The sequence below is a fragment of the Chitinophaga pendula genome, assembly GCF_020386615.1.
Lineage (GTDB): Bacteria > Bacteroidota > Bacteroidia > Chitinophagales > Chitinophagaceae > Chitinophaga > Chitinophaga pendula.
Window position 1 is genome coordinate 6,925,079 of record NZ_CP077769.1, and the last position, 15,124, is coordinate 6,940,202.

13 protein-coding genes are annotated in these 15,124 nt (G+C 47.0%); 6 read left to right on the forward strand and 7 right to left on the reverse strand.

The window, feature by feature from the left end; all coding sequences use genetic code 11:
• Positions 1-27: 27 nt before the first annotated feature.
• Positions 28-1,101, reverse strand: coding sequence for an efflux RND transporter periplasmic adaptor subunit (locus tag KTO58_RS26090; RefSeq protein ID WP_095836590.1), 1,074 nt, complete (start codon positions 1,099-1,101; stop codon positions 28-30).
• An 876-nt stretch (positions 1,102-1,977) separates the two neighbouring features.
• Between KTO58_RS26090 and KTO58_RS26095 the strand changes: the two genes are divergently transcribed.
• The 3 genes from KTO58_RS26095 to rnc are packed head-to-tail and all read left to right on the forward strand — an operon-like array spanning position 1,978 to position 4,236.
• Positions 1,978-2,214: an acyl carrier protein gene (locus KTO58_RS26095; protein ID WP_012788038.1), complete on the forward strand. Its 237-nt coding sequence runs from the start codon at positions 1,978-1,980 to the stop codon at positions 2,212-2,214.
• 23 nt (positions 2,215-2,237) lie between these two features.
• Complete coding sequence (gene fabF / locus KTO58_RS26100) at positions 2,238-3,491, forward strand: beta-ketoacyl-ACP synthase II (protein ID WP_095836589.1); 1,254 nt, start codon at positions 2,238-2,240, stop codon at positions 3,489-3,491.
• 4 nt (positions 3,492-3,495) lie between these two features.
• A complete protein-coding gene (gene rnc, locus KTO58_RS26105) occupies positions 3,496-4,236 on the forward strand; it encodes a ribonuclease III (RefSeq protein WP_225859925.1) in 741 nt (246 codons plus the stop codon).
• 15 nt (positions 4,237-4,251) lie between these two features.
• Here the strand turns inward: rnc and KTO58_RS26110 are convergent, their stop codons facing one another.
• The 6 genes from KTO58_RS26110 to KTO58_RS26135 form a co-directional block, all read right to left on the reverse strand.
• Positions 4,252-4,875, reverse strand: coding sequence for a GyrI-like domain-containing protein (locus KTO58_RS26110; RefSeq protein WP_095836587.1), 624 nt, complete (start codon positions 4,873-4,875; stop codon positions 4,252-4,254).
• Entirely contained in the window at positions 4,863-5,093 is a 231-nt protein-coding gene (locus tag KTO58_RS26115; protein WP_095836586.1) for a hypothetical protein, read from the reverse strand. Before KTO58_RS26115 ends, KTO58_RS26110 begins: the two co-directional genes overlap by 13 nt.
• 42 nt (positions 5,094-5,135) lie before the next feature.
• Positions 5,136-5,633, reverse strand: a complete 498-nt coding sequence (locus KTO58_RS26120; RefSeq protein ID WP_095836585.1) for a GyrI-like domain-containing protein — start codon at positions 5,631-5,633, stop codon at positions 5,136-5,138.
• 82 nt (positions 5,634-5,715) lie between these two features.
• Positions 5,716-6,669, reverse strand: a complete 954-nt coding sequence (locus KTO58_RS26125; RefSeq protein ID WP_225859926.1) for a helix-turn-helix transcriptional regulator — start codon at positions 6,667-6,669, stop codon at positions 5,716-5,718.
• A gap of 513 nt (positions 6,670-7,182) precedes the next feature.
• Entirely contained in the window at positions 7,183-8,217 is a 1,035-nt protein-coding gene (gene cydB / locus KTO58_RS26130) for a cytochrome d ubiquinol oxidase subunit II (RefSeq protein WP_095836583.1), read from the reverse strand.
• A gap of 27 nt (positions 8,218-8,244) precedes the next feature.
• Positions 8,245-9,627, reverse strand: coding sequence for a cytochrome ubiquinol oxidase subunit I (locus KTO58_RS26135; protein ID WP_095836582.1), 1,383 nt, complete (start codon positions 9,625-9,627; stop codon positions 8,245-8,247).
• Between the two features lie 795 nt (positions 9,628-10,422).
• Here KTO58_RS26135 and KTO58_RS26140 point away from each other — a divergent pair.
• From KTO58_RS26140 to KTO58_RS26150, 3 genes are all read left to right on the forward strand, one after another.
• The gene (locus KTO58_RS26140; protein ID WP_225859927.1) at positions 10,423-12,309 is read left to right on the forward strand and encodes a hybrid sensor histidine kinase/response regulator; all 1,887 of its coding nucleotides are present in this window, start codon (positions 10,423-10,425) and stop codon (positions 12,307-12,309) included.
• Between the two features lie 733 nt (positions 12,310-13,042).
• Positions 13,043-14,329, forward strand: a complete 1,287-nt coding sequence (locus KTO58_RS26145) for a peroxiredoxin family protein (RefSeq protein ID WP_095836580.1) — start codon at positions 13,043-13,045, stop codon at positions 14,327-14,329.
• Between the two features lie 117 nt (positions 14,330-14,446).
• Entirely contained in the window at positions 14,447-15,106 is a 660-nt protein-coding gene (locus KTO58_RS26150; RefSeq protein WP_095836579.1) for a YceI family protein, read from the forward strand.
• Positions 15,107-15,124 lie beyond the last annotated feature (18 nt).

A 15,124-nucleotide genomic window follows, 5' to 3' on the forward strand; every position in this document is an offset into this window, starting at 1 on the left:
TACGGGGATGGAGGTCCATCGCTGGTATTACTGTACTTTATTGAATTTGAGAGGCATTCCGGCTTTAAGCTGGAGGATGCCGCTGGTGGCGATGGTATCGCCGGGTTTGAGACCATCGGTGATCTGTACGTTATTTTCGTTTCTGATGCCGGTCTGTACGATGATGAATTTGGCTTTACCGCTGTCGGCGACGATCACTTTTTTGTCTCTGGTGCCAGGTATAACGGCCTGGGAGGGGATGACGATTGCATTGGGTTGATCGCGGAGGCGGATATTGACCCTGGCGAATGATCCTGGGAACAGGTTGCCTGTGTTGGGCATAATGGCGCGCAGGCGGATGGTGCGTGTGGTGAGATCGATTTTGGGATCTACCACGTAGATGCTGCCTTTGTAGGTGCTGGTGTCGCCGGCAACTTTGAATTGGACGGCATCTCCTACTTTGACGGTTGTACGATATTTTTCCGGTATAGCGAAGTCGATCTTAAGCGGATCTATCTGTTGGAGGGTGGTGATGACGGTGGTGGGGGCTACGATGGCGCCTACGCTGACATTGCGGAGGCTGAGGCGGCCATTGAAGGGCGCTCTGAGTTCGGTACGTTGCAACTGGGTGAGGGTGTAGGCGATATCGGCGCCATAGGCGCTAACCTGGTTGCGGGTGACGTCTACATCCTGGCGGCTGATCCCATTTATTTTGAGCAGGTTTTCCTGTCTTTCGAGGGTGGTTTTAGCCAGTTGTTGTTGTAGCTGGAGTTTTTGCAGTTGTGCCCGGAGGTCTTCGTCATAGAGTTTTACGAGGAGGGTTCCTTTGGTGACGGGGGTACCTTCTTTGAAGTAGAGGGCAATGATGCGGCCGTTTATTTCCGGTTTGATCTCTACTTCTTCGTTGCTTTGGAGGGTACCGCTGGCTTCGATTATTTCATCGAGGGAAGCTGCTTTAACGACATAACCATCAATAAGCGGTGTTTTGGAGTTGCCTTTGGCGTTGCCGGCGGGGTCGGCGGATTTGTTCTTGTCTCCACCCGGTTTGCAACCCAACCAGGGGATGGTACTCAGTATGACTACTCCTGTTACGATGCTTATGATCTTTTTACTGCTGGACATGTTTGGATCAGGTGATGGTGATAACGTTATAGTTACAATAAGGTGAAAAGAATGCTAAATAGAACTACGTATAGGCAGCCGGATTGTTGCAGGCCCGGGTATTTAGGGCTGCGGGTGTTCCATGCGCTGTAAATTTCCATATGGGGCAAATTTAGTAAATGGGTTTACTGGTTGCATATTGACAGTGTTAATTAAAGTTAACCGGGTAGATAAAAGGTATTTTAAGCTGTTGAATGGTTGGTTTGGAGGGGGGCGAAGTGTGGAATAATAGGGGCAGTTGGCTATGGTGGGCAGTTTCGGAGGATTTTCCCGGTGAAAACGGGATATAAGGGAGGAGGTGATGGAAAATAAGAGGAGGATGGCGGTGGAAGAGGAGGGGGCTGGCGGATGGGAATGGGGGGTTGGAAGACATTTTTAACATAACTACTTGTCTATTATGTCGTTGTGATTGTATTGTATAAGCGTTGTATAAGCATTGTATAAGTGTTGTATAAGCAAGCTATAGTGATGGTATAGCTGGGGTATAAGTGGGGTATACCTTTTGTATAGGGGTGGTATAGGGTTGGATATGGTTAGCTTACAGGAATGATATACGAATGTTATACGAATGCTACGGGAATGATATAGGAAGGAGGGAGATTGGGGGGGAGAAGGAGGTAGGGTTTGTGGGGATTGTTTTTTTGAATAAATTGCAGTAAGGGAATGCGGGAGTGAGCACTATAACGAGATTATTAACAATGCCGTCAGAAACCCTACTATGCTGGCTTTGCGAAGCTTTCCACTAGCCTGTTGCTGGTAAAATTCCGGCATGCTCTTGGCAATTCAATAAAAATTATATTTTTGCAGTCGAGTTTTAAACCAAAAACACTTAAAATTATGTCAGACATTGCATCAAGAGTTAAAAAGATCATCATTGACAAATTGGGCGTTGACGAAGCCGAGGTAACTCCTGAAGCCAGCTTCACCAATGACTTAGGCGCTGACTCTTTGGATACGGTAGAACTGATTATGGAATTCGAAAAAGAATTCAACATCTCCATTCCTGACGAACAAGCTGAAACTATTACTACTGTTGGCCAGGCTGTAGCTTACCTGGAAGAACATGTAAAATAATCCTACTAATCAGAATTGTTTTAATGCAACCAAGACGAGTTGTCGTTACAGGTTTAGGCGCGCTTACACCGCTCGGCAATTCCGTGCAAGAATACTGGCATGGATTGACGAACGGTGTATCTGGCGCAGATTACATCAAGCAATTTGACGCTTCCAAGTTCAAAACCCGTTTTGCTTGCGAACTGAAGAATTTTGATCCCACTAATTACCTGGACAAGAAAGAGGCCCGCAAGATGGACCCCTTCACCCAAACGGCTGTAATTTCTGCAGACCAAGCGGTGCAGGATGCTAAGATAGATCGTAACACTGTTAATGTAGACAGGGTTGGGGTTATTTGGGCGTCCGGTATCGGAGGTATGAACAGTTTCTGCCAGGAGTTGAAAGAGTTTCATCAGGGTGACGGAACCCCTAAATTTAGTCCCTTCCTTATTCCTCGCTTGATATTGGATATTGCGGCGGGGCATATTTCTATCCGTAATGGATTCCGAGGTCCTAACTTTTCTGTTGTATCAGCCTGTGCTTCTGCTACCAATGCTATTTTGGAGGCGATGTACTATATCCGTTACGGAAAGGCTGATGTGATGGTAACGGGTGGATCGGAGAATGTGATCAATGAGGCTTGTATTGGCGGATTTAATGCAATGAAGGCACTTTCTGAGCGAAACGACGATCCCAAGACGGCATCCCGGCCATTTGACCTGGACCGTGAGGGGTTTGTTATGGGTGAGGGCGCTGGTGCGTTTGTACTGGAGTCTTACGAACATGCGGTAGCCAGGGGTGCTAAGATATATGTAGAATTAGCTGGCGGCGGTGCTACCGCTGATGCGCATCACATTACGGCGCCTCATCCGGAGGGATTGGGTGCTACCAACGTAATGCGGCAGGCGCTGGAGGATGCCAACATGAGCAGTGCTGATATAGATTATATCAACGTGCATGGTACTTCTACCCCATTGGGAGATGTGGCGGAGGTACGGGCTATCCAGAAGGTGTTTGGCGATGATGCTTACCGGTTGAATATCAGCTCTACCAAATCGATGACTGGTCACCTGTTGGGTGCGGCCGGGGCGGTGGAGTCGATAGCGGCTATTATGTCTATTCTGCATGGAATAGTGCCCCCTACGATCAATCATTTTACGGATGATCCGCAGCTAGATCCCAAATTAAACTTTACCTTTAACAAAGCGCAAGAGCGCGAGGTTAGGGCCGCCTTAAGTAATACATTTGGATTTGGCGGGCACAATGCCTCTGTTATTTTCAAAAAATTTGTTTCTTGATAGTGTGAAGATACTCCCAGGGTTTCTATATCGCTTATTCTCGAATAAAGGTCAGCTGAATAAGGACCTTTACAATCTGCTTGGCTTCTGGCCTGGTAACTTCGCGTTGTATGAGGTAGCGTTAAGCCACCGGAGTAGCAAGGAGAAGTTCCTGGAAAGTAACGAGCGGTTGGAGTATTTGGGTGATGCGATCCTGGGGGCTATTATTGGTGACTATTTGTTTAAGAAATATCCCTATAAGACGGAGGGTTACCTTACTGAGATGCGATCCAAGATCGTGAATCGTCAGCAATTGAATGAGATTGCGATCAAGATGGGTTTACGCAAACTTACCATTTACGATAAGTACAATAGTTTCCTGAAGATCAGCCAGATCTTTGGTAATACGTTGGAGGCGTTGGTGGGGGCGGTTTATCTTGACAAAGGGTATAACCGTACCAAACAATTTGTGTACAAACGTATCATCATCCCTTACATTGACCTGGAAGTGCTGGAAAGTGTAGAGATGAACCATAAGAACAAGCTGTATGGGTGGGCCAATAAACATGGCAAGACCCTGGAGTTTGAGTTACTGGAGGAGCAGATGGATAGTGGCCGGCGTATATTTACGGTAGGTGCTGTTGTGGATGGTGAGTTGATCTGTAGTGGTAAGGCCTTCAATAAAAAAGATGCCAGCCAGATTGCGGCTTCCCAGGCTATTGAATTGTTGGGGCTGGCGGATAATAAGGAGGCTACTGATAAGTAGCGCTCCTCCCCTATGTTACTTTACGGGTTGTCTTAGAATTGTTTTCATTTTTCCTGGTGCCGTCTTACGCGGATCGGACAAGTATATTTCGTGATGTAGTCCGTTCTGTTGCCAGTTATTTTCCGTTATATAATCGTGCATGTGTTGAATACTCCTGAGCTCGTCGGCGTATGGGCCTATGTGGAGCATTTGCACGCATTTGCCTTCTGTGAGGGTGCTGAATGCTATTGCGGACAGCAGGGGGAGTTGTTTTTTGCGGATGGCGGTGTCCAGTCCTTGCCGGAACATTTCGGTGGTGACGAATGCCGGCATCCGGATGAGTAATTGCCATCGCCAGAGGTCGCGGGAGACGTTGAGTGCGCGGAGGTGGTCGGAGGCGGGTACTTCGACTTCGTCTGCCAGCCACCACAGGCCTTCCAATTTTGGCACAATAAAGTCCATATTAGCCGCTTTACAGCCCATTTTGATACTGTAGGCGGTAGTATATAGGGCTTGGGTACTTTCGGCGAATAAAGGGCCATTGGGATCGCCTTTGCCCGGTAGTGAGATATAGGCTGCCTCTTCTACATGGATGAGTTGTGGTTGTGTGGTAGCGCTATATGCTGTTTTATACTGTTTGAGCAGGTCTATCTTTTGCATAGTTTGCTGGTATTAGGTGTATTGGTAGGGTGGTTGGTGGCGGGCGGGCCCATCAGGCGGCGGATAAATACGATCCTGGTGGGTACTGGCCGTTTGGCGGCGGTGCAGTTATTGGTAGTTGCAGGCGGGATACCTCTCTGGATTTTACGCTTCAGTTGTTTATTCTCCATCAGGAGTATGAGCACCAGTAGCCAAGGGAAGAAGAGATATGTTTTCATGATTTACCGTATGTATGATAACTGCCGTTTGATTTGTAATCTTTATGCTTGCAGGCCTACCTGTATGTAGGTGATATGTGCATCGGGATTGTCGAAGTTGCATTGGATGTATGTTTCCCTTTGTTGTCCATTTAATTGCAGGCCGGCCTGGTGAGCGTTGTTTATGAGGGAGGTGTATACATCGGAGAGTTGTAGCCAGGTGCCGTGGAGTGATTTGCCGAGGCAGTGGAAGGGTGGTAGTGTTTTGCAGGTGTAGGGAGGGGCAACTTGTTTTACGGCGGCTACGGGTACGCCTATCTCCAATGTGAAGATGGTATTGGGATGGCCATCTGCGCCGTCATAATGCCAATGTTGCGGACCGGTTATTTCGAGACCGTTGGCGACGGCAGCTTGAAAGATATCGATGGCTACTACCCGAACGAGGGAGAGGAGGTTTTTATAGGAGGTCTGGTAGCTGCGGCTGAAGAAATGGAATGGCGCTACTGTTTCCAGCCGTATGTCTGCTGGCAGGTGATGTTGGGTGTTGGCGTTGTGTATCATGACGGTTTGTTTTTGATGTTGGTACAAAGTACTTACCGCCTGATGACAACCTTATGTCAGGAGCCTTTAAAAAAAGTTGAATTTAGAGGTAGTGTGCATGGAGTTGTGCGATCATTTCTTTCATTTGCTGGCGTAGGGCGTCGGATTCGACGATGAGCATTTCGTTGCCGAACATGAGGCTCCAGCGGGCGAAGTATTCGATATGGCCGGTTAGGAAGCTCATTTCGATGTAGTCTTGTTCTCTTGTTTCTGCAATGAGGCCGTAGTAGTATTTCTGTTCGCTGATATACCGGGCGATATGGTGGGAGAAGCGGACTTTGATAAGGTGAGGCCGTTCTGGATTTTTATCTTGTTGTTTAAGGTATTCCTGGAGGGAAGGGTGTTGTGATTTTTTGAATACGGTGGTGGTGGCGGACAGTTTTTTGATACGATCTATGCGGAAGTCGCGATAGTCTTTACGCAGGCGGCAGTAGGCGATGAGGTGCCAGCGGTTGCCGGAGTAGAATACGCCGATGGGTTCTACTTCGCGTTGGTTGGTTTCGGCGCTGTGATGGGAGAAGTATTCTAGGCGCAGGACTTTTTGTCCGCCGAGGGCTTGTTGAACATCGGTGAGGAAGCGGTTGGGGAATTCTTCCTGTTGTGGTGGGATGGGTTTGAGGATGGCGATATTTTCTTCCAGGGATTCGAGGAAGTCTTTTTCGCTGCCGCGGAGTACAGCTCTTATCTTGTGCATGGCGTTGCTGAACTGTTTTTGGCCGGAGTGGTCGCTGAACTGTTCCATGAGTTTTTCGCCGGTGAGGAGGGCGGCTGCTTCTTCCTGGCTGAACATGACCGGTGGGAGGTGATATCCTTCTACAATGTAGTATCCGGTACCTGCTTCGGCGCCGATGGGTACTCCTGCTTCCTGGAGGGCTTTTACATCGCGGTAGACGGTACGCAGGCTCATACCGAAGCGTTCGGCTATCTCAGCGGCTTTAACCACCTTTTTACTCTGTAATTGTATTAAAATAGCGGTGAGACGGTCGATGCGATTCATGGTTGTGAAATGATTAGTTAATTTTTTTCATTTTTTGATACAATTATGTCCTTGGTGTCTAAAGTCAGTGTATCTTTGTAAAATGACCAGGGGAACTTTTGGCTGAGTTCCCGGCATCAAGAAAAAACCTGAGATCAAAATTACTTATAAGTAAAGGAATTATCTGACCGACTATTCTTAAGTTCAATCTGCCAGCTTCAAAACTAGAATGACGTTAAAGTCGTAAATGATAATAAAAATTTCAGTGTCGATTAAACTTTGAGCTTATTTGCTGGTCTAAGATATAAATCAATCCACAAGATTACTAATAACTCGTTGATAATAAACTAATTAATATAAAACGACGATGTACTGCGTCTAACAAAGATCTTTTTTAAGAAGCTACAGTACAGAATATAGGTTAAATGGTAAGCCTCTGCAAATCCTTGCGGGGGCCTTTTTTTTGTGGTAATATGATGTTTGAGCCGGTAATTCCGGCTTTATTTTTTTGTTTTTGAGCGTTTGGATGGGTGTTTAGTAGCTCATTTCGTTCAATTTCACTTTGCCCCGGAAGGTCCAGAATACGAATGTGCTGTACGCGATGACCAGCGGGGTGCCTATGCAGGCGATGAGGAGCATGATCTTTAATGATTTTTCGGAGGAGGCGGCTTTATAGATACTGATGCTAAAGGCTGGGTCGGTTGTGGATATAATGATGCGTGGGTACAGTCCTATTGCGAAGAGTATGAGTAGTATGGCGGTGATGAAGCTGGAGAATATGAAGGCGATGAAATATTTGCGGCCATCAATATTCCGTTTGATATTCAGCACGGTTAGTACGGCCAGCAGGGGGAGGAGGAAGAGGGCTGGGTTGCGTTTGAATTCGTGGGTCATATGCGGGATATATATTAAGGTGGCCATAGAGGTCAGGATAAAGCAGAGGATAAAGAATTTACTGCAATTATTGACCAGGACGGTGAGTTTGGTATAGAGGCGGTTTTCGGTTTTCATGACGAGGTAGATGGCGCCATGGAGCATGAAAAGGGAGAGGGTGGTAACGGCGATGAGGATGGCGTATGGATTGAAGAAAGTAAGGAGGTCGCCGGTGAATTCCTGATGGGCGTTGATGGGGATACCTTGTATAAGGTTGCCTAGTATAAGTCCGAGGAGCAGGGTAATTACGACACTGGATACCATATAGCTGATATCCCACATTTTGCGCCACCAGCGCATGGGTTCTTTGCTTCGAAATTCTATGGAGATAGCCCGGAAGATGAGGCTTACGAGGAATAGCATGAAAGGGATGTAGAAGGTTGACAGGATGATACCGTATACGAGTGGGAATCCGGCGAAGAGTGCGCCGCCGGCTATTACCAGCCATACTTCATTGCCATCCCATACGGGGCCGATGGCGTTGAGAGCGAGGCGTCTGCTTTCTTCTTTGTTGAAGAACAGGTGGAGAGCGCCGGCGCCCAGGTCGAAGCCATCGAGTACGCCGTAGCCGGTGATCAGTCCGCCTATCACGAGGAACCACCATGTGGGGAGATCCAGTCCGAGAATTGTTTCCATAAAGCAGCAGTATAAGGTCTATAAGTATTAATTGATCTGAGCGATGTTACGTTTGGAGTATTCATCGCTTTCTTCCTCTTCGTTGGTGGTTACGTCAGGGCCATGCTGGATTTTGCGATGCAGCAGGAAGAGGAACAACACGAATAGCAAGGCGTATACCAAAGTGAATAATACGAGTGAGAAAATGACCTGTTGGGCGGTGACTGTTTTAGAGAGGGCATCGGAGGTGCGTAGCAGTCCGTATACGACCCAGGGTTGGCGGCCTACTTCGGCGGCGTACCATCCGGCTTGATTGGCGATTTGCGGGAGTAGTACGGCGAATACGAAGACGGTCATGAGCCATCGCTGGTTGAACAGTTTTTTCTTCCAGAGGAGGATTGCGGCCAGTAGGGTAAGTCCGATGAGGGTCATGCCTATGGTGACCATGAGGTGATAGGTTTGGAATACGAAGTTGACCGCTTTGGGGCGATCGTTGACGGGGGTGGCGTGGAGGCCTTTTACGGGGGCTTTGAAGTCGCCATGGGTGAGGAAGGAGAGTCCGCCAGGTATTTTAAGTCCGACGGTGCGTTCTTTTTTCTGATCGACCCATCCTATGAGGTACATGTCGGCGACGGCGCTGCTATCGTAATGGCCTTCCATGGCGGCTAGTTTAGCTGGTTGGTATTCGCTGACATATTCGGCGGAGCGGTGTCCGGTGAACAGTTGTAATAAGGCGGCGACGGCGGCTACGCGCAAGCCTACTTTGAACATGGCCTGTGCGTGTGTAACGAATTGCCGTTTGAGTATATACCAGGCGCCTACGCTCATGACAAGGAATGCGCCTGCGAGGAAGGAGCCGATGATAACATGGGAGAACCGGTCGGCGGATGAGGGGTTGGAGACCATTACCCAGAAGTCGGTGACAACGGCGCGGGCTTGCATCCCCTCTCCTTCTATGCGGAATCCGGCAGGTGTTTGCTGCCAGGAATTAGCGATAACGATCCAAAGGGCGGAGAAGATGGAACCCAGTGCGACCATGATGGTGGAGAAATAATGGACGCCTTTGCTGACTCGGTTCCAGCCGAAGAGCAGGATACCCAGGAAGCCGGATTCGAGGGCGAATGCGAAGATGCCTTCGGCGGCGAGGGCGCTGCCGAAAATATCGCCTACATAGTGGGAATAGGTAGCCCAGTTGGTACCGAATTCAAACTCCATGACAATGCCGGTTGCGACGCCTATTCCGAATATCAATGCGAATACTTTGATCCAGAAGCGGGTGATATCTTTATATACCGCCAGCCCGGTTTTGAGGTAGAGGCCTTCCATGATGACAAGGCATAGGCCCAGGCCTATACTTAAAGGAGGGTATATATAATGGAATGCGATGGTGAAAGCGAACTGAATTCTCGAAAGGATCTCAACAGACGGCATAACGACATGGTGTGAATGGTGGACAATAATTTGTTCTGACAGCCGGTGCGTAAACAACTGCAAAGTTAGAAGTTACAAATTCAAAAAAGCTGATGTTTATCATAAATGATAAACAATGCTCAAATCGTATTTCCGTTAACCGTCAGTTAACAGATAAGCTTTCCATAGCGTGTAACTTTATCATTGGACACTTTCCTTTTCAATATCATTATTCCTACTTCTTTTTTGCTGGGTTATTGCGGCAGGTCATGTGCTGTTTAATCTATATGCTGTTCCTCTAACAAAGAGATTATAGTGCAAGTTCAATCTTTCCTATTAGTGTGGGATTATTAAGGTTAATTGTGTACCGGGCCTGATATTTATCGGGCCCGATCTGTTTATGGGAGGTGCTTTGAGGGGGCGGGATATGTTTTTTATGGCATTAACAATCTGTTAGCATTTGCAAGTATTGACTTGGTTACCTTCGAGCGATTTCAACTCAAACGTTGTGTCTTTTTAATGGATAACTGAAAGGAGCCTGGTGTCTATCAGGCTCAATTTTTTTGTGGTGGTGGGACTGTTGCCGGTTGTTTTGCTCCGGCAGAAGTTGATATGGCCGGATTTGTTAGGATTTGCTGACGCCGTATTGCAGTTTAAAATGATATTTTTAGTGTAGTATTACTATCCTTGATGAGTCGGGTTTACACCTATTTTCCCGGGCTGCAAATCTGACCTTACTGAACTTTCGTATTTTAGTTTTTAGCGTTTAACCTGATCTGTAACTGAGGTCTTTTTACGATATAAGACAATCCTTACATGAAAACCCCATGGCTAGATACTATTACTAATACCGGTATAGTAACCGGGACCGCCGAAGATGAAGCACGTAGCGTCAGGATCGTAAATCTTTTCAGTTTTTTTACTGCTATACTCGTTGTGATATATGGGTTGATATTTTATTTTATCTCCGGGGAGATATGGGTATTGTATCCGGCGTTGTTATTGTGTGTTTGTTTTCTGGCAGTCGTTTTCCTGGGTAACAGGCGGGGCGCTTATGTGGCGGGAAAGATAGGGTTACAGCTGGTATTCTGTAGTGTGTTGCTGTATTATGGTCCTATGTTGGGGGCTGGCAGTGGTGTACAGTTGCTCAGTTTGCTGTTGGTGGGTATGCCTTTCCTGGTATTTACGCGTCAGCAGCGGCGATGGCGGAGTGTGGGAATCGCGTTGCCTTTGTTATGTATATTGCTGCTGGAGTACAACAACACTTATCCACTTATCCGGCCGTTGGCGTTGAGTGAGCAGGTACAGCAGTTATTCCGCTGGTTGATTATGGGGGTGGTGTGTTTGTTGCATATTATGATCATTCGTTTTTACCAGACGGGGACGTCGGTCTTGTTGTTAAAACTGCAACGCAGTCATGAAGAGTTGCAGGAGGCGAATGACCGGCTTGCTATCAATAATCACCAGCTGGAGGCAACGGTGCAGGCACGTACCCGTGCTCTGACGGAGCAAAACCAGGCATTACAAGCGGCCAAGGATATGGCAGACCGGGCTAACCGGGAGAAGAGTGTGTTTTTGCGGGAGACGAGCCATGAGATCCGTAATCCGCTGAACGCCATGCAGGGCATTATTTATATGTTGTTAAATGAAGGAGAAAGCGATGCAGTATATGCGATGAACCTGTTGCATAAGTTGCACTTCAATTGTCTGGGATTGCAGGAGTTGCTTAACAATACTTTGCAGCTGTCGCAGATAGAGAGCGGACATAAGGAGCATATCAGCCAGCAGCCTTTTATGATCAGGGACTGGTTGCATGCGTTGGGTAATACTTACCGGATGGCGGGTAAGGATAAGCAGGTGAAGGTGAGTATTTCGCTTGCTGACGATGTGCCGGACTGTATCATTGGAGACCGGGTGCATCTGACCCGGGTGTTAAATAACCTGATGATCAATGCGCTTAAGTTTACGCCTTGTAGCCGGTCGGTCTATGTGTATTGTTTTACCGGTGAAGATGCGTCTACTCAGCAGGCACGATGGTATATACGGATTGCGGATGAAGGTATCGGTATACCGGCGGACCGATTGGCGGATATCTTTCTGCCATTTGAGCGGGCGGATAAGCAAATTGCTTATGACCAGGGAGGTACGGGACTGGGGTTACCGATATCGAAGCGGCTGATTGAAGCGATGGGGGGTAGTATCAGTGTGGATAGCGTGGAGGCGGTGGGTACTACTTTCCTGCTGACTTTACCGTTGATGGTTGGTGAGGCGCCGGCAGCGGTATTGCCGAAGGCGCCCTTAGCTGCTTTGCCGGAGGGGAAACGGGTAGTATTGATGGAGGATAACGAAATGAACCAGGCGATCATGCAGCGTTTCCTGACGGGGTTAGGGGTATCTGTTACGATCGCGGGTGACGGGCATACCGGTATGGAGCTGGTTAGTGCTGTACGGCCGCACCTGGTGATACTGGATATCCGGATGCCGGTAAAGGACGGTAAGCAGGTGATAAAAGAATTAAGGAATACGCCGGAGCTATGTCATATACCTGTGATCGCTGTATCGGGAAATGCATTTACGGATGAAGCGGAGGAGGCATTCCGTTGCGGGGTGGATGAGTATTTACCGAAGCCTTTACAATACCAGCAATTACATGAATTACTATTACAATATTTAGGTAGAAAAGAAAATGTTTTGACAGCTTAACTTTTTTAAGAATGGTTGTGATATTTCAGTGACTTTGATTAACTTGTATATATCCCGTTATGCGCGATTTAATGAGAAATAAGTATACCGATGCCAGCTATATTAATGCACAATATTGTTATACTCCTTATTACCTTACTATTTGTGCTCATCAATAAATATTGGAGACACGAGAAAGCCAAATAGGTAGATTCAGTAGTAACAGTAAGAGAGTCAGGATTTAAGCGCAGCAGATTGCGCCATTATGTTTATTGCACTGCATAGATGTCATCCGGAAAGGAGGCAACAGGCTGTTATTTTTCAAAAGAATTAATTAGTCTATAAAATTTGTGGACTTTTATTTGGTAAATAAAAAGCAGCCTTTTATCTTTGTTTTACCAACCTAATTAAACCACCATTAATTAGTTAATTTATTCGGCTGTTGCCAGTGCGGCTCCCCTATTGATGAGAGGAAGGCTGCATCCTGTTGCAACATAAATTGACTAAAGATGAATATTCACCATTACACTTTTCGCTACAGTTGTTGTGCCAAGGGGCATTGTTGTTTCTGTGACTGATCTGCGGTTCACTCCCCGCTTTTACCACTTCATTTTTCTCTAGAACATTTAGTGCATCAGCAGTATGGCTGCTAGTATGCCTGTTTACAGCAGGTGTATGACATTGCCATGTCTACGTTGTATGCTATCACCTATCTGTTATTGACATTCCATCTCTTACCAAAAAATTATCAACCATGAAGATCCTTAGATTTCCCGGCGTAACGGGCCTGCTGGCTGCTGTGCTGTGGAGTACCAACATAAGTGCTGTGCCAAAGAAAGCATTTATCAAAGAAGGCATATGGCGAGGTGTTTTTACCATTAACGAAGCGGAAGTGCCCTTCAACTTTGAATTAAAAGGGAAAGATCCTGAGCACGCGGTATTCACCTTGTTGAACGGCAGCCGGAGAGATGACTTTCATGTGAAACGTATTGGCGATGATTCTCTCTTCATAAAAATGAATACTTATGATGCTGCACTGGTAGCGCATATCGAAAGTGACGGACGATTGACAGGAGAGTACAGAAGCCTGGTGCCTAACTTCCGGGGTAGTTCGCTGCCATTTGTAGCGGAATACGGTAAGCGTTACCGTTACATCGCCCCCGGTCAGGATGTGCCCCCTCGCTTTAATATAAGCGGTAAGTGGGAGCTTAAAATATACAGTAAAGAGCCCTCTCCCAACCGTGTTGCTTTGCTGAAGCAGCAAGGCAATAAACTGACTGGTGTAATCATGTCGGTAGTAGGTGACAGCCGCGAGTTAGAAGGGACGGTACAGGGAGATGAGTTCGTGTTATCGGGTTTTACTGGTCCCAGTCCGATCTTCATCAAAGGGAAGATCAGCGATGACAAGGTACTCAGTGGGGAGCTGAGCCTGGGTATTTACAACAATGTAAAATTTGACGGGGATAAAAATGCCGGAGCGGCGCTGCCGGACCCTTATAAGCTGACTTATCTGAAGGAAGGTTACAACAGGCTGGATTTTACCTTGCCTGACCTGGACGGAAAGCCGGTGTCATTAAGTGATGAAAAGTATAAAGGAAAGGTCGTGATCGTGGAGATCATTGGCACCTGGTGCCCGAACTGTACCGATCAGACCGCCTTTCTGGCGCCTTGGTATAAGAAAAATAAGGATCGGGGTGTAGCTGCTATTGCCGTAGGTTTTGAGCAGAAGGACGACCTTGATTATGCCCGTTATACGCTGGGTAAACTCCGGGATAAATACGATATACAATACGATATCCTTTTTGGTGGCATTGCGGATAAGAAGGTCGCATCTGAGCAATTCCCCGCGTTGAACCGTATGATGGCTTTTCCTACTACTATTATCATAGACCGTAACGGTGTGGTTCGCCAGATACATACCGGTTATACCGGCGAGGTGACAGGTGACTACTACAAAGCTTATGTAGAAAAATGGAATAAAGATCTTGATGAACTGATTGCGGAACCGGCAGGTGAAGCGGTTGCCAGCAATACGTTTTAGTCTTTCACATATTCTTGTTCTCTGTTGTAAAATCCTGCCGGGTCACCCCGGTGGCCTGGCAGGTCTATTTGAAAATTTATATACTCATTCAATATTAACACTGAAATACCTCATTATATGAAATACGCTGCTTCTTATGCATCTATAGGTGTTCTTGCGATCATCACTGCCTTTACTATACAGGTTTCTGCGGAGAAGGGAAATCCGCTTCCTGCGGCTCCTATTAAAGTCAATACTGCTGTTGCGCGGAAGGCTGCGACCTATCATGTGGATGTGCAGCATAGCCAGCTGACATGGACGGGGCATAAAGTTACGGGGCAGCATAGTGGTAACATCGCTGTATCAAAAGGCGATTTCAACGTGGAAAACAACAAGGTGAAGAGTGGCAGTTTTCAGCTGGATACACGTAGCATTACGGTGACAGATATAACGGATAAGGACGGCAACAGTAAACTGCTTGGTCATCTGAAGGGGGATGACTTCTTTGCGGTGGAGAAATATCCGTCGGCTGCATTTGTGACTACGAGTATAACCCCCGGTAGCGGAAACAGCTATGATGTGAAAGGTAAACTAACGATCAAAGGTATTACCCAGGATATCAGTTTCCCGGCTACTATCACCGTGGATAATAATCAGCTGGTGGCGAAGGCCAATATCAAAGTAGACCGTACCAAGTATGATATCAAATTCCATTCAAAGCGCTTTTTTGATAACCTGGGAGATAAGGTGATCTATGATGATTTTGACCTTGATATTACGCTGGTAGCTAAGCCCTGAGAGGATGTATACCAGGAG

Coding starts and splice junctions, on each gene's coding strand:
- KTO58_RS26150 (WP_095836579.1), top strand. CDS start 14,447: ATGAAATACGCTGCTTCTTATGCATCTATAGGTGTTCTTGCGATCATC.
- KTO58_RS26095 (WP_012788038.1), top strand. CDS start 1,978: ATGTCAGACATTGCATCAAGAGTTAAAAAGATCATCATTGACAAATTG.
- KTO58_RS26110 (WP_095836587.1), bottom strand. CDS start 4,875: ATGCAAAAGATAGACCTGCTCAAACAGTATAAAACAGCATATAGCGCT.
- KTO58_RS26115 (WP_095836586.1), bottom strand. CDS start 5,093: ATGAAAACATATCTCTTCTTCCCTTGGCTACTGGTGCTCATACTCCTG.
- KTO58_RS26120 (WP_095836585.1), bottom strand. CDS start 5,633: ATGATACACAACGCCAACACCCAACATCACCTGCCAGCAGACATACGG.
- KTO58_RS26145 (WP_095836580.1), top strand. CDS start 13,043: ATGAAGATCCTTAGATTTCCCGGCGTAACGGGCCTGCTGGCTGCTGTG.
- KTO58_RS26090 (WP_095836590.1), bottom strand. CDS start 1,101: ATGTCCAGCAGTAAAAAGATCATAAGCATCGTAACAGGAGTAGTCATA.
- KTO58_RS26135 (WP_095836582.1), bottom strand. CDS start 9,627: ATGCCGTCTGTTGAGATCCTTTCGAGAATTCAGTTCGCTTTCACCATC.
- KTO58_RS26125 (WP_225859926.1), bottom strand. CDS start 6,669: ATGAATCGCATCGACCGTCTCACCGCTATTTTAATACAATTACAGAGT.
- fabF (WP_095836589.1), top strand. CDS start 2,238: ATGCAACCAAGACGAGTTGTCGTTACAGGTTTAGGCGCGCTTACACCG.
- KTO58_RS26140 (WP_225859927.1), top strand. CDS start 10,423: ATGAAAACCCCATGGCTAGATACTATTACTAATACCGGTATAGTAACC.
- cydB (WP_095836583.1), bottom strand. CDS start 8,217: ATGGAAACAATTCTCGGACTGGATCTCCCCACATGGTGGTTCCTCGTG.